Below are 21,762 nucleotides of genomic sequence, written 5' to 3' on the forward strand. Positions count from 1 at the left end.
GAATCATGATATTTAATTTTTTCTGCTTAACTTCAGATTTCAATCACTCAAAGTTTTCACCAACGTAAAGCATCTCTTCATCCCTAACAGCAACCGTTACCGCCCAACTTTAATCTTCATCGACTGTGAAAACGTTACTATTATTAAAGATTAAATCAAACATTTGATTCGATTTTTCTTCACCAACGATCTCCCAGTAGAAAACAAACCATTACCCACCTATTGGATTTTCTGAATCCTTTTAGTCGATTGTTCTACTTTCAGAGAGAGGAATACTGTTACTTTGACTATTTCGGACAAATAATACTGAAATAAGAGAGGCGATACAAAGAAATACTAAAAATAATGCCAGAGGAATCCAAGAATTATTGTAAGCGCCGACTAATATAGTCGCAATCATTGGAGCAGTTCCACCAAATAATGCAGAGCCTGTTTGATAACCAAGTGTTATTCCTGTATAGCCAACATTCGTATTAAACATTTCAGTAAACATTGTACCAATAGTCGCCGCAATTGGAGGCCATAGAATTCCCAATCCTACTATTGAAATAACATATAACCAAGGAGTAGATTGTAAGGAAAACAAATAAAAGTATGGAAAGGCAAAAAGAGTTATCCCGATTGTCCCAATAAGAAAGACTCGTTTACGGCCAATTTTATCAGACAACATTCCCATAAATGGCATGCAAATTGCTGTAACGATTGTTGCCACCGTAACTACATTTAAAGCTGTAGTCCTTGAAAAACCCTGTGTTTCCGTAGCATAGGAGATGAAAAATGTGGAAAATAAATAGAATGGGCCCACTTCAACACATTTTGCACCTAAAGAAATCAATACCGCTCTCCAATGAAATCGCAGTGTCTCAAAGAGTGGAATTTTTACGACGTTTCCTTTTTCTTTCTCTTCTTTGAATGCCGAGGTTTCCTCAATCCCTTTTCGTATCCAAATACCAATAACAACCAAAATTGCACTTAGGACAAATGGCACTCTCCATCCCCATGATAGAAATTGTGATTCTGGAAGTAAACTCATTAATGAAATGGAAAATGTCCCAAGTAACATCCCAAGAGGGATACCCATTGCAGGAAAGCTTCCAAAAAAGCCACGTCTTTCTTTAGGCGCAGATTCAACCGCTAGGAGTATTGCTCCTCCCCATTCTCCGCCAAGCCCGATACCTTGAACGAGACGAAAGAAAACGAGGAGGATTGGTGCCCAAAGCCCTATCATGCTATATGTTGGAAGGAGTCCAATACAGACGGTAGAAACTCCCATTAATAAAAGTGAAAGCACGAGAGTATTTTTCCTGCCAAACTTGTCTCCCAAATGACTAAATACAAGCCCTCCAAGAGGTCGTATAAAAAAAGTAATGCCAAATGATGCATAAGCAAGCAATAAACTTACAAATGGATCATCATTAGGAAAATACAGTTTATTAAACACAAGTGCAGCAACGGTTCCATAAAGAAAGAAATCATAAAATTCAATGGTACTGCCAAGTAAACTCGCAAATAATATCTTTTTTGATTTCTTGTCCAGTTTCTTTTTCCCACTCAATTTAACACACCTCCGAATTAGTTATATTTCTGGATGTGGTTTCTTAGGTGTTGAAGAATTATCAAGATGGCCTTCCGATAATTCTTCCACATTTTCTTTAATAGAAGGTAGAGAGCCTGACTCTTACCTCTCGTATTGCTTTCCCATCCGTAATCATCTTGAACATGAGTTAATGAGCTTTTAATTCAATATGTATTATGTATAATGTATTGTGTATACACAGTACATTATAGAAATACAGTCAATAAAGATAAAAGTCGTTCTGGTGAAAAAAGTTTAAAGACAATCGCCATTTGTTCTCAACCGTGGACATATTGATATATCAACCTAAGCAAAGATGTTTATCGGTATATCCAAATTTCCGTGAAATCTCGAGTGCTGCACACTTAACCTTATTAACCAATGGAGGCAACAACTCCTTTTCGTAGTTCACCTCAAGACCTGCAACACTAATGCCCGCTATGATATAACCTTCATGATCAAAAATAGGAGCGGCTACCGCAGATATATAATTTTCAAGTTCCGAGTGACTGACCGTAAATCCCTTTTTTCGAGTCTCTTCTAGAAGAATACGAAGTCTCTCTTTACCTGTAATCGTTCCAGATGCGATCGACTTCAGTTCGGTTTGCTCTAAATATTGTTCCTGTTCATACTTCGGCTGAAAAGCGAGAATAACACGTGAACACGCTCCGGCATATAGCGGCATTCTCCGGCCAATTGCCGTATTAAGCCTTACCCGCTGTTTTGTATCCAGTTTTTCGATGCAGATTGCCTCATTGCCATCAAGTACGATGAGATTAACGGCTTCCCCTACCTTATCATGAAGTTTTTGCATAAACGGCAGTGCTACTTCTTGAATATCGGACCGTTCAGCTACTAAATGGCCAAACTGAAGAAATAACAGCCCAAGTGAGTATTTTCCACCTCTATCTTTATCGAGAAGACCCATCTCTTCAAGTGACATCACCATTCGAAAAACAGATGTTTTCGGTATCCCTGAAAACTGTACGATTTCATTAAGACTTAGCTTTGAATGCGTTAAGAAAAGAGTAAGGATATCCATTGATTTGACGACTGTCTTATTTTTGCTTTGCATGAGTTTCCCCTCCTTAACCACAACAAAAGCCCTTTGTAGAAAGCTCACACAACTTTAACTATTAAACTTAAACAATAATCCTGCCATAAGTTTAGCTGAGTATTTTGCCGTATTTCCCTTCATAGAAGGTTAGTGGTGCCCCTTCGCTAATGTCGAGATCAGTTACTTCTCCAATAAAGAGTGTATGGTCCCCAGCTATTTGTTTACTATGGACCTTACAGACGATGTTTGCTAAAGCATTTTTTATTACTGGAAGTTCATTTATCCAGCCAAATTCAATCTGGCGATTATCTTTAATCTGCCCTGCAAAATGCATGGATAACTCTTTTTGGGCATCTGACAATATATTTACAGCAAATTTTCCAGATTCATTAATTTTATCTAGCATTTTAGCATTTTCGCCTATGGATATGATAACCAACCTTGGGTTAAGGGAAACTGACATAAATGCATTCGCCGTCATACCGTGTGCTTCATTTTCTAAAAGTGTCGTGATCACTGTTACTCCTGTAGCAAATTTCCCCATCGCATTTCTAAAATTTCTATCATCCATCATTTTATAACCTCCTTAAAATTTGTACTGCACTGAGACTTTGACTCAAAAGGTATCTGTTTTAAAAATTTAACCGTCACTTCTTCCGCAACACCTCCCTTCAGCATTTCTATAACTTGACCGCTAATTTCATCATTTTTCCTGCTGGACCCATATCTTATAAATAACCCCTGACAAGTTTTGTTCCAGGTTTTGATTTCTACATGATATACACCTGGCGCTGGCAGGATATACTTATTTTCGGTATGGAACTCCATATTTTTCTTTTTATCGTGTTTATGTCTATTTGAACCATAAACGACCCCTTTAACTTCAAAATGATGTCCCATATAGTAAGGAACAAGGTGGACATCTCCGGCCCTTACTATTTTCCTGATTATGGTTGAACTTATTTTTTCGCCATTATGTACCTGTTTTGAAATCACGGTTACATCAAAAGGGTTATTTTTACTCATTTTTTGCAAATAATCAGCAGTCCCCTGAGCTTTTTTACCAAAGGTAAAGTCAAATCCCACAACTAAGTGTTTAGCTTGAAGACCTAAAACATATTGTTTAATAAAATCAGATGGCAAAAGGGAAGCAAATGATAAATTAAACTTTATGACAAAAAGTTTATCCACTCCAATGGCAGCCATTCTTTCAATCTTTAAAGCCAGGGGAGTTATATATCTCCAATCTTTCTCCAATTTGATTACTTCATTTGGATGTGGATCGAAGGTCATCGCCGTGAATTTAAGATTGTTCTTTTCAGCTATTTTCTTGGTTTGCATTAACAGAGATTGATGACCTAAATGAACACCGTCAAAAAAACCTAATGCCATTACATGAGGCTCCCTTGGATATAGGGATCCCTTTAGTGGATGTGTTAAATGGTAAACTTCCAACTTGCTTCACCTTCTCCGTCATTAAGTTAATAAAATTTTGTCAAAGGGGAAAAATGGTGTTGTCGATTTTATTTAATGGAATACTGGACTTCAAAAACCTTGCATCCGTTTGCTAACCAAGGACCAAGTTTCGTGCCCGGTGGACGGGAATTACCCATACATGCGGAATCAACAACTTTCCAATAATCTTGTATGTGCACTCGTTTTTTAACGATTAAAGGTTTCTGTGTAATGAATTCTGTATACATAATACATCACACAGAACATTCACATACCTGCTTCCTGTGATACCCAATTATCAATTTGAGCATTCAGCACTTGGTCCCTGTGGAAGAATATATCAGAGATAAAAGGCTCCTCGTTGTTTGATGTCACGAGAAGCCATTTGATGGATTGCCATATTGCTATAGGAATGCAGAATCCCGGTACATGCCTCTTTATTGTTCCGTGGAGTAATAGCGGACCTCGAAAATCTTACAGCCATCAGGTGATTTCCACGGTCCATGTTCCATACCTGGAGGGCGGCATGCAACCATTCCTGCTGTAAATTCCTCATTTAGACGCAAATCGATTAAAGATCCTTCAATAATATATAATTCTTCCCAAAAATCATGGACTTGCACGCCATTAGGAGATGTATCTGTCCCTGGACCGTTATGAAGAATTCTTGTAGCGACCCCTGTAGTAGGGTCAGAAGCAATGATTCTTTCAGAAAGGCTCTTAACTTTACTAAAAGGCTGCGCTTCAAAAGTGGTATGATCGACAAATTCATGTTCTTCTTTTTTCTGATCTGCATAATAGCGAACTTCGAAAATCCTGCAGCCATTAGGTGATTTCCATGGACCATGCTCCATCCCTGGAGGACGGCATGCAACCATTCCTGCTGTAAATTCCTCATTTAGACGTAAATCGATTAAGGATCCTTCAATAATATATAATTCCTCCCAAAAGTCATGGACTTGCACGCCATCAGGCGATGTATCAGTACCTGCTTCCAGTTCAAGGATACGAGTTGCTACATTAGTATCTGGAATCTGCGCAATAATTCGTTGAGATGCACCTTCTACAGTTTTTGAAGGAACGGCCTCAAAGGTTTTATACTCAACAAATTCCAACTCTGGTTTTCTATCAATTTTCATTTTTGATTTTTCCATTTCAAACTACCTCCGCATCCACTAAAATATGAACCTGATAATTCAATTGAATTTTGTTATCTGTTAAACGATCATATAATTCTGCTGAAAATGCTTCCCCATAAATGAATTCGCCATTTATAATCGGTAATGTTCCGCAAAACACAATCATATCCTCACTATCATAGCCACGTTCTTCGATAATTTTGAGCAATTCTTCAGGATGCAAGAATTCTCCTAGCTTGCCTGCTTGGTACTCGTTTTTCACCCCATCGACGATCATCCAGCTTCTCATTTCAATGTCATCCCATCGATCTTTTACGTCATCCAAGGCCCAAAATTGTGTTGAAATAGGTTTGCTGCATACTTGTTTGGATTTCTGAATAGACACTTTTTCAAGCCCGCGGTCCGTGTGGTCACTGCCTAGTCCTAAATACCATTTCCCTTCAATTTTCATGATGACCACTTCTGCTTCTCCGCTGCTGCTTTCTTGGATAACTGAAATTGAGTTATTTGTCGTAATGAGATTTGTTGAAAGATCGTAAATCATCGGAACTTGTGGAGGAGCCGGAACGCCGATCTCCTTCAATTCATCAATATGTTTTTTTACAGATTCCTGGTCTTTTCCCGTATAGCCGGCAATAAGTAATCGTTTAGGGTCTGCGACAATATTTCTTCCACAAACATTAATATTTATCAACTGAATTCCTCCTGCCTATCTAATACCCGGTGCTTCAAATTAGGGAATACATCACGTATTTTAGCAACCTGAGCCGGATCAATCTCTGTTTTAATAATAGTTTCTTCATCTCCTCCAGCAGCCACAACAATCCCCCATGGGTCAACCACTTGACTATGACCAGCTAAAAGGACGTCATTAGTATTTCCAACACAATTACTCGAAATCAAGAAACACTGGTTTTCCAATGCCCGAACTGAATTGAATAATTTCCAATGCTCCAGTCTTCTATGCGGCCAAGCTGATGTAACAAGAAGTAACTCTGCTCCTAAATCCACTTCTGCACGGTACAATTCAGGAAATCGCAAATCATAACAAGTTGATAAGCCAACTTTCCCGAATTCTGTATCGACTACAGTTGTTTCATTTCCTCTCGTCAATATTTGACCTTCTTTTGAACCATAACGAAATAAATGCATTTTTCGATAGGTTCCTATTAGTGTCCCATCCGGAGAAAATAGAACACTTGTGTTGTAGTATTTTCCATTATTTTTTTCTATAAAACTACCTGCAAATATATATGACTTAACTTCTTTGGCCTTTGCGGAGAAACGTTGGACAAAATCGCCATTCAATTCTTCTGATTCGTCTATATAGCGATCAAAAGAAAAGTACCCCGTTGCCCACGTTTCTGGTAAAACTATTAAATCTTGTCCTTTTAATCCATCAATCATTGACTCCACACGATCTATGCGAGCAGATTTAGACTCACTATCTTTAATCTCCAATTGTATCGATGCTATTTTCATTACTGCACCACCCTTTCATTTATATTTTTTATATTAGTTCTTCCACTTGAGTGGGAAGTGAATAGCTTCCTAAAAATTCATCCACCATTTGAACCGGCTCATCATAGCCGTAATTTCTAAATGAAAAGCCTTTCGTGACGAAAGGTGCACCATTATAGAACATTTCATACTGTTGATGCCTGCCGCCGAATTCTGAACCAATGATATCCCATACTAACTTAAATAGTTTAATTTTCTCCTCAGCCCCAACTCCCGTAGAACGTATATATTGATACATATCATCTTTCGTTTCAGGATTGATGAGCTCTTTATATGAGGATGGTAATTGTAAAACGCCTCCACCGCATAACTCCCGTAAAATTTTAATAGTGGAAGCATAGATGGTTTCCTGTTGACCGACTACACCATAAAGGAAACGTGGATTTGGTCGTGCCACACCGTTTTTGTCGATGATACAATTATATTCCGAAGCTAAAAGATTACCTTCTACTGAAGCCGCAATTGAAGCGAGTTCCCCTAACTTCTCTTGGACTGAAGGGATTTTATCGATTCCATTCATCGCAGAAACTTTTCGGGCAGCACCAATCAAAAATTTTAATTTAGTACTAAATCTTATTTGCGCTTGATTATTGCCTAATACGTGAGCTGGTGTTTCATGGAACTGAGCTCTCACGATGTCAATATTTTTGTAAACAAAAATATCTTGCCAAGGAATAAATACATCGTCAAAAACAACTAATGAATCACTTTCATCAAAACGGGAGGACAATGGGTAATCAAATGTGCTTGGTGATTTTTCAGCATAACCAGGCCTCGCATAAAATTTTAATCCTTTTGCATGAATCGGCAGGACAAAAGACAAAGCATAATCTTCATCACCAGGTCTGAGTGGTGTAAGGCAACTTACAAATAGGTAATCGGATACGGCTGATGCAGTACCGAGCATTTGAGAACCTCGAACAATAATTCCATCCTCCCTTTCTTCGTACACTCCAACTGGGAGAAATTTATCTTCCTGCTCATGAGCTGCTTTACTTCGATCAATTTGTGGCGGAATAATAACGTATGTTACATATAGATCTTGATCTCGCACATGTTTATAGAAATTCAAAACATTCTTTCCATAACCTTCTCCTCCACGATCAAACACTTCGGGTGAACTGGAAAAAGCAGCCAAAAAGCTGGCAACGTGATCAGGGCTTCTTCCGACAAATCCACAAGTTGCTTCAGACCATTTAGAAATCGCCAATCTTCTCTCTTTAAGTTCTTCCCGACTCCTTGGAATCATATAAATTTTATTTGCTAGCGTACCGTCCTCAGTTTTGTATGTCATATTCTGAGATTCATCCCATGCTAGGTCGTATAAGCCTGCAATGGTATGGGTAATTCCCGTAAAAGCTGGGTGGGTCGTCACATCCTTTACTCGTTCCCCATTTATGTAGATTGCCCTATCATCTTTCAATGTCTGTAAATATTCTTTACCTGTTCTAACCATACCTGATTCCTCCTATATGTTTGAATAAGTACATGTTTTAACGATTTAACAGCACAAAACGAACCTTAATTGTATTTTGTTTAATGTATTATGTATTGTGTATACATTAAAGACTTTGCCAATTCCTATCATGTAATTATGGTCGGTAAAGTCATATTGAATTTTAATGTTTATCCCTTAAATATTTTCACCTATGAACATTAACGACGGGTAAACGCTTTCATTTGCAATGAACTATAGACGTATCTTTCAAAACAATGGCTTACTATTTAAGCAAAAACCCAGGAAAAAGCATACGAAAGAATTTCTCCAAGGTTTTTGCTCTAAACGTGAGAATTGGTTTGACCTTGCTGTAAATCTTCCATTTCATAGGCAAGTTTATTCAAAACCATTATTTTTTGTCCCCTAGAAATATAGTAAACTATCTTTTACTTGGAGCAATCCCTTCCTTCAAGCATTTGATAGAAAATCAGGAATTATCAACAATAATCAATGTTTCTTTTGTTTTTTCCAAATGGTTTAAAATCGCCTGTGAAGCCAGTTCGGGATTTTTCTCCTCTAAAGCCTGGATAATCTGGGTATGTTCCATTAAAACATTTTTCATTCTCCCAAGTTTACTGACTGCTTTTAACCCCATTAGCTGAGTAAGGTTATGAAGATTGTTCAAAACTTGCTCTATTATGGTGAAGTTTGCCAGTCTTGTCAACGAGAGATGAAACTCATGGTCTAGCCTGATAAAACTAATAGCATCATCATTTTGCAATGCTTCTTCTTGCTGCTTCAGAATTAATTTAAGCAACCTCAGTTGTTCAGGTGATGTAATTTCTTTTGTTAGTTTTTTCACCGATTCAACTTCAATGGCACTTCTTAGTAAAAAGATTTCATCTTGTTCCTCTGGAGTAATCTTTCTTACAGTTAAACCCTTCCTCGGAATGGAAACAAGTAATCCTTCCTTCACCAAATCTTGAATAGCTGCTCTTACCGGAGTTCTTGAAGTATCTAACCTTTCCGCTAATTGAACTTCTGTAAATATTTCATCACTGGTAATACCACCAAATAAAATGGCTTTTTTTATTTGATTATAAACTTTATCTTGTGTTGTTCTTTCCTTTTCGATTGGTTTTAAATGAATTCCTGCCATATTAATCCGTCCTTTTTGGTAAGTCTTTACAATTCGAACAACTTGAATCTATATGATTGGCTAAATCCCATATGTGTTATGTATACATAATACATAATACTACAGACATAAGTCAATAATATATTTTCCATTTTTCTGAATTTTAAAAAACGGGCATTATCTTTGTAATTTTCTTAAAACGCAACTTCATATAAAAATCATTATTATGAAAGTCAAAAACATGTAACAAAAGGATAAAAAAATCCAAATAAAAAACCCCCAGATGGGGGATGGATCGATATTCATTTATTCAAAATATCATCTTTTAGTGAAGCAACTTTAGACAAAGCTGTATCTCTGTCAGCTTCATTCACCCCAAAGTGAGCAAGCGCATCATTAAGATGTTTGACAATGGCATTAAAATGGGCAGGTTGCAGATTCAATCCTTGGTGCGCCTTTGCCATGGATTGTCCAGAATATTGTTTTGGGCCGCCTAATGCAAAACTAATAAATTTTGTCTGATGACTCCGTTGCTTTTCCATATCCGTTTTTTCAAAAAAATGATTAACTGTCTCATCTTTAAGGACCAATTCGGAGTAAAAATAGTCCACAACTTTTGCTATCGCTTCTTCTCCGCCGACTTTTTCATAAAGTGTTTGTTCCATATCCACACTCCTAATTTGTAATTAATAGAAGTATTATTTGTAGAAAATTGGATTTTATTCCTTATCTTTCAATAATATCTCCTTCTGCTCTAGTACCCTTGCAACTAACCTGTCCCCTTAAGGCGTAAAATTACTGGAATTGGATTAGAAGATGGAATTTGGACTCTACTTGCAGCTAGGTATGAAAGAAGGCCAGATTACTCGAATGGTTTTCGTTGAAAATCTGCTCATGAATCGATAAAAGTTTACATGTAATATCATTATGCTAATTATTCCAAACTCCTGTCATTTGTACAATACATCACTCAAGAATATGGCTCAATTAAAGTAACTATAGAGAAGGAATGCGATAATGACACCCTGCCCCCTTTTAGGGATTGTACAATTCGAACGTTGCCTCCAGGCACCCGCTTTCCGCGGGGGGCAGCCATCCGTTCCAATCAACTTTTTTAACTTTTAGATAGAACCCTTTTGTCTAAAAACTGAGCGAAGCGTTCCTTTTGGGTGATGACCTCTCCTATTTTTCGAGTGTGCACTCAAACAGAAGGATACCCAAAAAAAACTGAATACATTAATTTTAAGATAAAAAATTTACCAGTTTGGCCAAAAAATAAGTATAAGAATGTAATAGATTGGATAAACTAATAAAAAAGGAGTGGGAGATTATGGAGACTAAATTTAAAGAAGGAACGAAAGAAATGTGGAGCGAAATTAATGAATGTATAACTCGGAAAATCAATGAAAAACATGATTTATCTTTTCAAAAGAAGAGCAATGATAATTATATGAATCTATATATTCAAACAGCCGTCTTACACACGTTATTTGAACTATCAGATGAGTTCAGGAAAATCGAAAGAAAATATAACGGATAGTGATGCTACCGGAAAGGACATACACTAAATTCACCTTAACGGTGGATTAGGATTAAACTCTTTAAGGGACTATTAATCCTAATCCACCTTTTCTTTCCAGATTATTATTTACATCATTACCGCTGCCGGCAATTTGATCAGCATAATTACTGTACCATTTGATTCCCTTCCCTAAAATTCCCTCTTTCTATTCCAACTAGAATCCATGAACCAAAAGAAACCCGACCAGTTTTTAAGGTTGGGGTTTTTCCAGTGTTTTAAGTTTTAGTATAATGCGAATGATCTTAATGGTACGCTAGGTTAAATACTATAATTTGTTGTTTTATTAATATAAAATCTTGTATATTTAAATGAGTATGGTAATAACTTACTGACGTTTGAAACGAATGATCGGTAGCAGCTCCGAATAGCTTTTTAATTAGCTAACATCATTGAAAATAAATATTTTTGGAAAGTGAGCTGAAAGCTGATGTTGTGGTCACCACTATTCGAAAATGATGTACCTGCAGTTTTTCTTCCTTAACGGCAGAAAAACTGCATCTCCGTTAAGGACTGGAAATGTTAAGTTAAAACGGAGGGTACAAAAATGAAAAACACGATAATAGGTTCTTTATATTTATCACTGGCTGCCAGCATTTGGGGCGGGATGTATGTTGTGGTAAAAGTTGTGGTAGACGTTGTTCCGCCGCTTGAATTAGTATTATTACGATATGTAATTGCGATTTTAGCATTGCTGACAATTGGTTTAATAACAAAACAATCTTGGCGGATCGACAAACGGGACTGGCTTTTGGTTTTCATTATAGGACTTGTTGGGAACACCATTTCCATCGTAACCCAGGAAGTTGGTACACTACTTTCTTCTGCGCAAATGGGAGCCATCATCACTTCAACAACACCTGCATTCATGGTGATATTTGCACGTATCGTTTTAAAAGAAAAGATCACTTTAAAAAAATCAATTTCTGTTATTTTAGCGACAATCGGTGTCGGTATCATTGTCGGAAATGCCCATATTGGCTCATCTCACCAACTTGGAGGCGTATCACTGCTTATTGCTGCGTTAACTTGGGCCCTTATGTCTGTTCTAATCAAACGTGTACCAGGACAATATTCACAAATTGTTATAACGACCTATGCCGTGCTTGTGGCAATTGTCCTTTTAACCCCTGTTACGATCAGTCGACTGGATGAGCTTGATTTTCAAGCCATCATGCATCCATCCATATGGGGCGGCCTTCTATACTTGGGCGTTATTTCAACAGCATGTGCCTTTTTACTGTGGAATCGCGGACTGCAAATGCTTACCGCTTCAAGTGGCGGACTATTTTTCTTTTTACAGCCTATAGTCGGTACTTTTTTAGGTTGGTTAATACTAGGTGAACAAATCGGCTTGTCCTTTTGGATCGGTACAATCTTAATTTTTACCGGTGTGCTATTAGTCATTCGGGAAGAATGACCCACATTAAATTTATTAGAATTATATATTAAAAAATGCACCTTATAGAGCAGTCACTCTGAAACAGGCTGCCCATAGGGTTCTTTTTTACGTTTAAAAAAGGGGGCTTGCAGAAAAATTGTTTTTTTGTTTATAATTTCTCCTTCTTATCCCCCTTTAATAAGGCGGAATCCAATACCCCATCGCACTAGAGTGAATAGCATTATACTAGCTTGTTTGTCTAATGCAATCCAAACTTCCTTCCTCAAGGCAAAAAGATACTTTCTTTTGTTTATTTCAACCCATTATATCGAAAATCCCCTAAAATACATTCATTACGTAATTATTATCATAATTTCATGTACATTTCGAAAGAATTTTTGTTATCATTAATTCATAATCTTGGAAATGAATGCTGAATTTTATAACAAAGGAGGAATCGTTTTTGAAAAATCCATATACGGAATTGACGATTGGAATGATGAGAACGGGGATATTAGGATTCGGCGGCGGGCCGTCTGTCATCCCGCTCATCCGCCACGAAGCAGTTTCCCGTTATCACTGGCTTGACGATGATGAATTCGGGGACACATTGGCGATTGCCAATACACTCCCTGGACCGATTGCCACGAAGATGGCAGCATATCTTGGTTATAAATTAAAAGGCTGGCCGGGAGCCATCGTAAGTGTGGCCGCTCACGTGTTACCTTCATGCATTGCAATGGTTTTCTTGATTGCGTTCATTAATGTTCTAAGTAATTCGGCAATGATCAGTAATATGATTGCTGCTGTCATGCCGGTTGTCGCTGTCATGCTTGGTCAAATGGCTTATGAGTTTGGCGAAAAGGCGGTAAAAGGGTTAGGAAAGGTGCTCGGAATCACCTTTTTTGCGATTTCCTTTTTGCTTCTGCAGGTCATTTCCCTGCATCCAGGTATCGTCATTATGATGTTTCTTTTATATGGAGCGTTTCATTATAAATTAAAGGATAGATTGAAAAATAAAAAGACTGATAGGAAGGAGGAATCCGCTTAATGGGTATTATCATCCCAATAGGAGTTACTGTTTTTCTAGCGTTTTTCATTGCCAATATTCTTGGTTACGGCGGAGGTCCGGCTTCGATTCCGCTTATGTATGATCAAATCGTCACCCGTTATGGCTGGCTAGATAATACCGAGTTCTCACAAATGCTCGCGTTAGGAAATTCACTCCCTGGACCCATCGCCACGAAAATAGCCGCATATGTCGGATATGATGTATATGGCTGGCCAGGATTTCTAGCTGCATTGGCAGGCACGATCATCCCTTCAGCCGTGGCTTTGATATATCTATTAAAAATCCTGCGAAAATACAAGCAATCGCCTATCGTAAAAGGCATGTCACTACTTGTACAGCCCGTGATCGCGATCATGATGTTATTGCTCACCTGGAATATGGCAGCGGACGCGGTCGGGTCCATCGGCTACATCCATTCAATCTTCATCGCTGGATTGGCCTTCTTGGCTTTAGGTAAATTCAAGATCCACCCTGCATTCGTAATCATTTTTGCCTTTGCGTATGGCGGCTTTATCATCCCGCTCACATAAATAAAAAATCCGCCTATTTAGGGGGATTTTTTTATTAAAGCTTCATGCCCATCCGGCTTTTATAACGTTTAATGAGAATTTGGCAATCAACGCTGACAACACCGACGACCGCATACAGTTTCTCATTAAGAAAGCGTTCCATCTCTTGATTATCAGTAAAGATTCCGTGCATATGGAGTTTACTCGGACCGGTCATATGATATAAACTCGTAACAGCCGGTTCACTTTCTAATTGCTGCGCGACCGATTCCAGATATTTTGGCTCAACCTCCACGTTAAAGAATGCCGAAACATGGATGCCGACCTTAGCTGGATTTATGACCGCAGTGAACCTCTCGATCACACCGTTTTCAACTAGATGATTAATTCTCATCTGAACCGCAACTCTGGAAAGCTCCACTTTCTTCGCTAATTCGGTATATGAAATTCGTGCATCCTCATGTAAAACCGATATGATTTTCTTATCGATCTCATCAACTTTCAAGCTGGGAATCTTAAAGTCCTCCGCCATCTTACGTAACTCCTTTTCAATTTCTTTACTCCATTATCGCAGAGAACACCATCGGATCACAACAATCTTCCTTTTCACATCGCATAACAACGCAAGAAATTTTTTCGTATCCCTTTTCAATGAACGCCCTCCTACTTGCCAAGAAATGTCCATCGTTTATGTAATTTTCAAACTTAAGGTGCATCAATTCAACCAGCTGGGTGCAGCCGCCAAAAAGATCGATAGACTTAGAACCGGGCAAATTGACAACATCGCCCACACTTCCTTGATATTCTAATAGTCTGCAGTCCCCCTCCTTTTCTAAGATTGAAAGGGGGGGTTTTACAGACCGTATACTGCAGGATAAAAGTTTATGAATATCCAAGGGACACTTCCTCAATCCTTTGATTGAAAGGTCTTTGCGATATTTTTATATTCCTCATCATTAAGAATGCCCATTTTTTTGAATAATGCGGAATATGCCATTATTTTTTTCTGCGTACGGTTTGTACAATTCATATGGATCAGCTCCTTTTTTACATAGTATTCATTGACGACAAAATGTTTCCTTAATACAAAATATTTTGTATAAACTAAATAAAGAAACGGTCCATTTCACGTTAGAGGTGTACTTAAAATAAGTTCTATATGAATAATTAGTAACAACTTCGAAAAGTGTTATGTTTAATGGTTTCGCGTGAAAATTATGTTTTTCCACGGTTGCCGCATAGCAATCCTACGTATATGTTTTGAGAGGAGTTGCTAAATACTACCTGATTCCCCCCTACACAGGACTTAAAAAAATGACAGTTTTGGCCCATTAACCTATTGCCTCTCTTGCAACAAGTCATCATTCGGATTATCGTTGTTTAATAGATGCGAAGAAATTGAAAAAATCTGCATACTTTCTTCATACTTTTTCGCTAAACTGACTTTATTCATAAAGAAGGTGAATAATCCTGAAAATCTCCTTTAAACTCGGACTATCTATATTTATTTGCATTTTTTTGATGGAAACCGTCTCCATGATTTACTTGCATAATAAAGTGATCCATTCCCGTATCAATCAAGAATTGGAATCACTGAAGGCCCGTGGCAATAGTCATCGTGATGTGTTGGAAATCACGTATTCCGACTCTACCCTTAAGCATATCGGCTTGATGGAATACCATACCGATACAGATGTCGTGATTACTAATACAAGAGGAGATATTCTGATATCTTCCGCAAAGGTAAATGGGGGAATGAACAAAATCTTGGCAAAAAACATCTCCCAAGTACCCCGAAAAGGTATGATCCTCCAATCAAGTTGGAAGGATGAAAGATATATAGCCACCGTCACTCCATTTATCAGTGATAAAGAAAAAAAAGGCTATGTTTATATGTTCAAAGATACTAGAGATGTTGAGGATTTAATCGCACAACTTAATAGGCATTTCCTTTTTGCGACTGCATTGCTCCTTTTATTCATGCTTATCACCATCTATTTTCTATCAAAAGCTTTGACTAGACCGCTTATTTCGATGAAGGAAGCGACAACCAAACTCAGCAAAGGGAATTTTTCAGTGGCTGTGCCGGTACGATCTAATGATGAACTCGGGGAGCTTGCTCAATCCATTCAAAGCTTGGCTAATGAATTGAACTATTTAAAGAAGGAACGCAATGAATTTTTGGCAAGTATCTCCCATGAACTGCGCACGCCGCTAACTTATATCAAGGGATACGCTGATATAACCCGCCGGAAAGATTTGGATGCATCCGAACGAACAAGATACTTAGAGATCATCCATGATGAATCCGAACGATTAAACAAATTATTGGACGAACTATTCAATATGGCTAGAATGGATGTAAATACATTCACCATATCAAAAGAAATCGTCCAGCTCTCTTCATTCCTGCAAAACATTCATGAAAAAGTGTTACCGGCTTTTGCAAATGAAAGAATTCAATTGAATCTGGAATGCAAGGATGATTTATTTATAGCTATAGATCCCTCACGGTTTGAGCAAGTCATTCTTAACCTGTTGGATAATGCGCTAAAGTACTCGAACGAATATACAGTCACTACCATCAAAGCCACTGAATGCAATGGCTGGATTTCCATCTCCATAATCGACCAAGGGGTTGGCATTCCACCTGAAGATGTCCCCCATATCTTTGATCGTTTATATCGTGTCGAGAAATCACGCGCCAGAGATACCGGCGGATTCGGATTGGGGCTATCCATCGTCAAGCAATTAGTGGAGATACAAGGTGGAACCATTTCGGTTAAAAGCAACATGGAGCAAGGAACGTGCTTCACTATCACATTTAAGGAGATAACAAATGAAGACAGTAGTTCTGGTTGATGATGAACAGAGAATGCTTGATCTATTAGAGCTATACATTAAACCTCACGGATATACATGCCTGAAGATGAAATCTGGACATGAAGCCTTACAGTTCTTAGCGCATGAACATGCGGACATAGTACTTCTTGATGTAATGATGCCTGAGATGGATGGGTGGGAAACGTGCGAAAGGATCCGTGCGTTCTCCAGCATTCCCATAATCATGCTCACCGCGCGGGATGCTGCACAAGATATGGTGAAAGGGTTGAAAAAGGGTGCAGATGATTATATTACGAAACCCTTTCATGAAGATGTTTTACTTGCCAGAATCGAAGCAGTGACGCGGCGGATGCATACTCAGGATGATTCTTTGACCTTTAGGGGGCTAAAATTAAATGAATCCGCTTATGAAGCACATTATGATACCAACACAATTCCATTTACACCGAAAGAGTTCTCACTGCTGTGCTTGTTTTTAAAATCCCCAGATCAAGTGTATTCCAGAGACCACCTGCTTTCGACCATATGGGGATTTAAAACGGATACCGAAGATCGGACAATCGATTCCCATATTCGAAATATTAGAGAGAAATTGCGTCATGCCGGTTTTCCAGCAGATCAACATTTGAAAACGGTCTGGGGCATCGGGTATAAATGGAGTACTGTGGTTTGATATGAATTTCATTTCAGAGGCATTACTATCCAGCGGCCCTTTCTCCATTGCTGTAAGTTTAGTATTCAATATATTGATCAGCGTGCTTGGTTTTATTCCAAGTGTATTCATCACGGCCGCCAATATCAGCGTATTTGGATTTGAAAAGGGATTGATCCTTTCTTACATAGGGGAAATTGCCGGTGCAGTGGTCAGCTTTTGGTTATATCGTAAAGGCTTTCAAACACTCAAACCCAAGTTCATGAAGAACCGGTGGGTCAAGAAGCTGCAAAAGTCGCAAGGGTTTCATGCATTTTGGATGATACTGATGCTTAGGCTCCTTCCTTTTATACCATCCGGCGCAATCAACCTTACAGCAGCATTAAGCAAGACGGGAATGATGATTTTCTTCCTCGCGACATCCATCGGAAAACTGCCCGCCCTCCTTGTCGAGGCATATTCGGTAACACAGGTATTGAAGGCATCGGACGATATAAGGATTGTTTTGATACTGTTGATTCTCGTAATCTCAGTCGTTTATCATTTTAATAGAAATAAGAAAAAAGAAAGGGAGTAAAGAGCTTCACTATTTTTTTGGTAAATTGAAGCGATTCATTTACCATTTTACAAACTCCTTATTTTTTTCAAATCGTTAACCCTTTATCTCCAAGGATTCAGAAGGCGACGAGTTCGCAATTTACTATATCCCTGTGCTGCGAATGGTATCCAGCCTTTTTTCTGCGCCGCCTTTTCATCAAAATGGCAAAAGAAAGACATCACGATGGATGGGTCGAAATGCTTTCCTTTTTGTTCGTTTATGAAAGATAATGCCCGCTCCACTGACCAGGAGTCTTTATACGGCCTTCTGCTGGTCAATGCATCAAACACATCCACAATGGCAACGATTCAAGCTTCCAATGGGATTTCCTCCCCTTTCAAACGGTGGGGATATCCCGTTCCATCCCATTTTTCATGATGATGGGGGATGATGGTTTCAGCCACTTCCAGGCTGCTGATCACATCATTGTTTATTTCCCTTGAAATCTTATTCAAAAAATCGGATCCCATTAACGGATGCATCTCGATGATTTTTCGTTCATATGGGGATAACGGGCCAGATTTTTATAAAATCCCCTCAGGAATCTCCGCTTTCCTGATATCATGCACAACACTTGAATGGACGATATGATTCATATAGCTTTTAGATAGTTCAGCTGGCAGCTTCGATTATGAACGATAACAAGCTGCTTGGTCAGGTTTTGGACTCTCAATAAATGCGCTTCACTTTGAACCCAATGATGCTGTTCCTGGAATACCCAGCCAATTCGCATGACAGCCTTGATTTCCCTTTCAAAATCTATACCTCCAATAATCTGCTGGATTTCAACTCTGTCTCTTAGTCACTTTTCTCATTGTCACGGCTCACTCCGTTCATGATTTGGAAGATAGGTTAAATGAACTACATCCGGACGAAAAGGTATATAATACCATACAAGTTTTATATACACTAGTTACTAAGCATCGTTTTGTGAGTAAGAGATGGATTAGTTTCTGACTGTAACAGGATCAGCCTTCGCATCCCTTTAAGCATATTGCATGACGTAGGGTAAATGGGTTCATTTCCGCGAATGTTACACTTATATAATGAGATGATGCCTATACTATCTTCCTGTTTTCTGGAAAAAAGAATGAATTTATTGTGTTTTAATGGGAAATTCCTTTATAATGCGCATTAGATGATTTTTTAGCATTGAATTCGAGAGGAGACTGAAATATGAAGAAACTATTGTACCCAATCATCATTGGATTATTGGCAGTTGTTCTAACGGCTTGTGGTTCGAACGATGAAGCTGATAAGAAAAATGACGAGAAAGAGACTAAAACAACTGAGAAAGAAACGGCTAAAGCAACTGAGGAACAGCAAAAACAGATGGAAGAAATGAAGAAGAAACTGGACAAGCAAAAGGTTGATGAAAAGAAAACGGTAGCCATCGTCAATGACGAAAAAATTTCAGGTGCGGAATATAATACCGTGTTGTCCACCACACAAATGCAGATGCAGCAATTCGGACAAGACCCAACATCCAAGGAGGGCGCCAAACAAATTAAAGAGCAAACGCTCAACTCTTTAGTGGGGCAAAAATTGCTGCTTCAAGCAGCTGATAAAAAGGGCTACACAGCTTCCAAGGCTGAAATTGAAAAGCAACTTGCCGAAATCAAGAAGCAATATGAGAGTGAAGATAAATTCAAGGCGGCATTGAAACAAGCAGGTCTGAATTCGGAAATGCTGAATGCCCAGATCGCAGAGAACATCCCATATACGAAGTACGTTGAAAAAGAGATTAAAGTAGAAGAAGCAACTGATGAAGAAATCCAAAAGTATTACGACCAGGTTGCGGAGCAAGCTAAAACAAGCGGACAGAAGGTACAGAAACTCGAAGAAATGAAGCCGCAAATCAAGGAACAACTAGAGCAGCAAAAGAAACAAGAAAAGCTTGTGAAGCATGTCGAAGAACTTCAGAAAAATGCTAAGGTCGATATTAAGATTTAATGATGAAAAGAGCTGCCGAATTTGGCAGCTCTTTCTTTATGGTCTTTGGTCCGCATGCTAACATCCACGCATTTTCAATTATTTATTCACCAGTTCTAGAGAAACGAGCAATTCTTTCACCTATTTCATCTCGAACACGTTGGAAGGTTGCCCATTTCTCTTCATCTGTTCCTTCCGCTTTTGCCGGGTCATCAAAGCCCCAATGTTCACGTTTGACATGCGGTGGTGTCATAGGACATTTGTCAGCCGCATCGCCACATAATGTAACGACAAAATCAGCATTATTCAATATATCTGGGTCAATGATATCCGATGTTTGATTGGAGATGTCCAATCCAACTTCATTCATTGCTTTTACTGCTTTGGGATTTAACCCATGGGCCTCGATTCCTGCACTAAGCACTTGCCATTCGTCACCTAAATATTTCTTCCCCCATGCTTCTGCCATTTGGCTTCTGCAAGAATTGCCAGTACATAAAAAGTATAGCGTTTTCTTAGCCATGCGGTTTCTCTCCTTTGTTTGTAAAGTAAGGTTTAATGAATAATTTGCAGCCATATATATAAGCCGGCCAATGTGATGAACAATGTTGGGATGGTTAAGATGATTCCTGTTTTAAAGTAAGTTCCCCATGAGATTTTCACGCCTTTTAATGAAAGGACATGCAGCCACAATAACGTAGCCAAAGAACCAATCGGTGTGATTTTCGGGCCCAAGTCCGAACCGATGACATTTGCATAAATAAGTGCCTCCCTGATTGCGCCTGTTGTATGGGTGTCGGAAATGGCAAGAGCATCTATCATGACCGTCGGCATGTTATTCATAAGCGATGAAAGAAAGGCTGCGATGAAGCCCATCCCGACAGTAGCAGCGAATAATCCTTGATCAGCTGTTACTTGTATAAGGTCAGCTAAAATGTTCGTCAATCCAACGTTTCTCAATCCATACACCACGACATACATTCCAATGGAGAAAAACACAATCGCCCATGGTGCGCCCTTTACAACGGTCTTGGTATTTACAGCTGGACTTCGTCTTGCCATAAACAAGAAGAATATGGCGATAACACCTGCAATGATGGATACAGGAATGTTCAAAAATTCACTGATAAAGTAGCCTACCAACAGAATGCCTAAAACAATCCCAGACAGGCGAAACATTTTCACATCCCGAATGGCATCGACTGGCTTCTTCAATTGGGCCATATCATAATTCTTCGGAATGCTCTTTCTGAAGTACAAATATAATACCAGGATGCTTGCTGCTAATGAAAATAGGTTGGGAACGATCATTCTAGATGCGAACTCAATAAATCCGATATCAAAAAAGTCAGCAGAAACAATGTTGACCAGATTACTTACCACAAGCGGTAAGGATGTAGTGTCCGCTATAAACCCACTCGCGATGATAAATGGAAAGATCATTCTCTCTTCCAACTTCAAGTTTCGAACCATCGCCAATACAATCGGAGTTAAAATGAGAGCGGCTCCGTCATTTGCAAAGAACGCAGCGACTAGAGCACCGAGAATGCTCACATACACAAACATCCTTACTCCATTTCCCTTAGCCGCTCTAGCCATATGCAGGGCTGCCCATTCAAAGAAACCAATTTCATCTAAAATCAAAGAAATAATGATAATAGCAATGAACGCCAACGTCGCGTTCCATACAATACTTGTAACAGTAATTACATCGTTGAAGTCAACAACCCCAAATAGTAAGGCAAGTACCGCCCCCCCGCATGCTGACCAGCCGATTGACAATCCCTTGGGTTGCCAGATGACGAATGTCAACGTCAGCAAAAAGATGATACTAGCTAATATAACTGTACCCACTGATGTTCTCCTCCTCG

23 protein-coding genes and 1 pseudogene are annotated in these 21,762 nt (G+C 38.8%); 8 read left to right on the plus strand and 16 right to left on the minus strand.

The genetic code is table 11. The features are described 5' to 3' along the window. Positions 1-241: 241 nt before the first annotated feature. From AC2YHV_RS13520 to AC2YHV_RS13565, 10 genes are all read right to left on the minus strand, one after another. On the minus strand, positions 242-1,555 hold the full coding sequence (locus AC2YHV_RS13520) for an MFS transporter (protein ID WP_268564657.1): 1,314 nt from the start codon (positions 1,553-1,555) through the stop codon (positions 242-244). Between the two features lie 322 nt (positions 1,556-1,877). After that, a complete protein-coding gene (locus AC2YHV_RS13525) occupies positions 1,878-2,651 on the minus strand; it encodes an IclR family transcriptional regulator (RefSeq protein ID WP_487373393.1) in 774 nt (257 codons plus the stop codon). A gap of 91 nt (positions 2,652-2,742) precedes the next feature. Further along, positions 2,743-3,204: a flavin reductase family protein gene (locus AC2YHV_RS13530; RefSeq protein ID WP_268936670.1), complete on the minus strand. Its 462-nt coding sequence runs from the start codon at positions 3,202-3,204 to the stop codon at positions 2,743-2,745. Then, positions 3,204-4,025 (minus strand): FAD synthetase family protein, encoded by an 822-nt coding sequence (locus AC2YHV_RS13535; protein ID WP_106026720.1) that lies wholly within the window; start codon positions 4,023-4,025, stop codon positions 3,204-3,206. Before AC2YHV_RS13535 ends, AC2YHV_RS13530 begins: the two co-directional genes overlap by 1 nt. Before the next feature lie 500 nt (positions 4,026-4,525). Further along, on the minus strand, positions 4,526-5,242 hold the full coding sequence (locus AC2YHV_RS13540) for a cupin domain-containing protein (RefSeq protein ID WP_105718789.1): 717 nt from the start codon (positions 5,240-5,242) through the stop codon (positions 4,526-4,528). 1 nt (position 5,243) lies between these two features. Continuing rightward, positions 5,244-5,921 carry a DUF2848 family protein gene (locus AC2YHV_RS13545; RefSeq protein WP_194719360.1) on the minus strand — a complete coding sequence of 226 codons (678 nt, stop codon included), beginning with the start codon at positions 5,919-5,921 and terminating at the stop codon, positions 5,244-5,246. Next, positions 5,918-6,709 (minus strand): carbon-nitrogen family hydrolase, encoded by a 792-nt coding sequence (locus AC2YHV_RS13550; RefSeq protein ID WP_053533966.1) that lies wholly within the window; start codon positions 6,707-6,709, stop codon positions 5,918-5,920. The genes AC2YHV_RS13545 and AC2YHV_RS13550 overlap by 4 nt, the downstream gene beginning before the upstream one ends. A gap of 28 nt (positions 6,710-6,737) precedes the next feature. Then, positions 6,738-8,204 (minus strand): 4-hydroxyphenylacetate 3-hydroxylase family protein, encoded by a 1,467-nt coding sequence (locus tag AC2YHV_RS13555; RefSeq protein WP_487373394.1) that lies wholly within the window; start codon positions 8,202-8,204, stop codon positions 6,738-6,740. A 469-nt stretch (positions 8,205-8,673) separates the two neighbouring features. Further along, positions 8,674-9,345, minus strand: a complete 672-nt coding sequence (locus AC2YHV_RS13560; protein ID WP_057275683.1) for a GntR family transcriptional regulator — start codon at positions 9,343-9,345, stop codon at positions 8,674-8,676. Positions 9,346-9,626: 281 nt separating this feature from the next. Beyond that, the gene (locus tag AC2YHV_RS13565) at positions 9,627-9,989 is read right to left on the minus strand and encodes a group I truncated hemoglobin (RefSeq protein ID WP_191929007.1); all 363 of its coding nucleotides are present in this window, start codon (positions 9,987-9,989) and stop codon (positions 9,627-9,629) included. A gap of 665 nt (positions 9,990-10,654) precedes the next feature. Here AC2YHV_RS13565 and AC2YHV_RS13570 point away from each other — a divergent pair. The 4 genes from AC2YHV_RS13570 to chrA all read left to right on the plus strand — a co-directional run bounded on the left by AC2YHV_RS13570 (position 10,655) and on the right by chrA (position 13,886). Beyond that, on the plus strand, positions 10,655-10,864 hold the full coding sequence (locus AC2YHV_RS13570; RefSeq protein ID WP_057275681.1) for a hypothetical protein: 210 nt from the start codon (positions 10,655-10,657) through the stop codon (positions 10,862-10,864). Positions 10,865-11,450: 586 nt separating this feature from the next. Then, positions 11,451-12,323, plus strand: a complete 873-nt coding sequence (locus AC2YHV_RS13575) for a DMT family transporter (protein WP_487373395.1) — start codon at positions 11,451-11,453, stop codon at positions 12,321-12,323. A 424-nt stretch (positions 12,324-12,747) separates the two neighbouring features. Then, positions 12,748-13,335, plus strand: coding sequence for a chromate efflux transporter ChrB (chrB, locus tag AC2YHV_RS13580; protein ID WP_034315014.1), 588 nt, complete (start codon positions 12,748-12,750; stop codon positions 13,333-13,335). After that, the gene (chrA, locus tag AC2YHV_RS13585; protein ID WP_057275678.1) at positions 13,335-13,886 is read left to right on the plus strand and encodes a chromate efflux transporter ChrA; all 552 of its coding nucleotides are present in this window, start codon (positions 13,335-13,337) and stop codon (positions 13,884-13,886) included. Before chrB ends, chrA begins: the two co-directional genes overlap by 1 nt. 34 nt (positions 13,887-13,920) lie before the next feature. Here the strand turns inward: chrA and chrS are convergent, their stop codons facing one another. Genes chrS through AC2YHV_RS13600 form a run of 3 tightly spaced genes read right to left on the minus strand, consistent with a single transcriptional unit; the run spans position 13,921 to position 14,895 of the window. Then, positions 13,921-14,397, minus strand: a complete 477-nt coding sequence (gene chrS, locus AC2YHV_RS13590; RefSeq protein ID WP_063577209.1) for a chromate efflux transcriptional regulator ChrS — start codon at positions 14,395-14,397, stop codon at positions 13,921-13,923. Between the two features lie 25 nt (positions 14,398-14,422). Continuing rightward, positions 14,423-14,761 carry a hypothetical protein gene (locus AC2YHV_RS13595; RefSeq protein WP_487373396.1) on the minus strand — a complete coding sequence of 113 codons (339 nt, stop codon included), beginning with the start codon at positions 14,759-14,761 and terminating at the stop codon, positions 14,423-14,425. A gap of 11 nt (positions 14,762-14,772) precedes the next feature. Next, on the minus strand, positions 14,773-14,895 hold the full coding sequence (locus AC2YHV_RS13600) for a hypothetical protein (protein WP_487373397.1): 123 nt from the start codon (positions 14,893-14,895) through the stop codon (positions 14,773-14,775). Between the two features lie 506 nt (positions 14,896-15,401). Here AC2YHV_RS13600 and AC2YHV_RS13605 point away from each other — a divergent pair. Genes AC2YHV_RS13605 through AC2YHV_RS13615 form a run of 3 tightly spaced genes read left to right on the plus strand, consistent with a single transcriptional unit; the run spans position 15,402 to position 17,938 of the window. After that, a complete protein-coding gene (locus AC2YHV_RS13605) occupies positions 15,402-16,727 on the plus strand; it encodes a HAMP domain-containing sensor histidine kinase (protein ID WP_487373398.1) in 1,326 nt (441 codons plus the stop codon). Next, a complete protein-coding gene (locus AC2YHV_RS13610) occupies positions 16,705-17,382 on the plus strand; it encodes a response regulator transcription factor (RefSeq protein WP_487373399.1) in 678 nt (225 codons plus the stop codon). Before AC2YHV_RS13605 ends, AC2YHV_RS13610 begins: the two co-directional genes overlap by 23 nt. Position 17,383: 1 nt before the next feature. Then, a complete protein-coding gene (locus AC2YHV_RS13615) occupies positions 17,384-17,938 on the plus strand; it encodes a TVP38/TMEM64 family protein (protein ID WP_487373400.1) in 555 nt (184 codons plus the stop codon). A gap of 83 nt (positions 17,939-18,021) precedes the next feature. Here AC2YHV_RS13615 and AC2YHV_RS13620 read toward each other — a convergent pair. Next, positions 18,022-18,441 (minus strand): annotated as a pseudogene (locus AC2YHV_RS13620) (HD-GYP domain-containing protein). A 694-nt stretch (positions 18,442-19,135) separates the two neighbouring features. Between AC2YHV_RS13620 and AC2YHV_RS13625 the strand changes: the two are divergent. Then, the gene (locus AC2YHV_RS13625) at positions 19,136-19,912 is read left to right on the plus strand and encodes a SurA N-terminal domain-containing protein (protein WP_487373401.1); all 777 of its coding nucleotides are present in this window, start codon (positions 19,136-19,138) and stop codon (positions 19,910-19,912) included. 82 nt (positions 19,913-19,994) lie between these two features. Here AC2YHV_RS13625 and arsC read toward each other — a convergent pair whose 3' ends face one another. Then, positions 19,995-20,414: an arsenate reductase (thioredoxin) gene (gene arsC, locus AC2YHV_RS13630; protein ID WP_063596739.1), complete on the minus strand. Its 420-nt coding sequence runs from the start codon at positions 20,412-20,414 to the stop codon at positions 19,995-19,997. 32 nt (positions 20,415-20,446) lie between these two features. After that, the gene (locus AC2YHV_RS13635; protein WP_487373402.1) at positions 20,447-21,745 is read right to left on the minus strand and encodes an arsenic transporter; all 1,299 of its coding nucleotides are present in this window, start codon (positions 21,743-21,745) and stop codon (positions 20,447-20,449) included. Between the last annotated feature and the right edge of the window lie 17 nt (positions 21,746-21,762).

The organism is Peribacillus sp. SRI_006 (assembly GCF_057586375.1).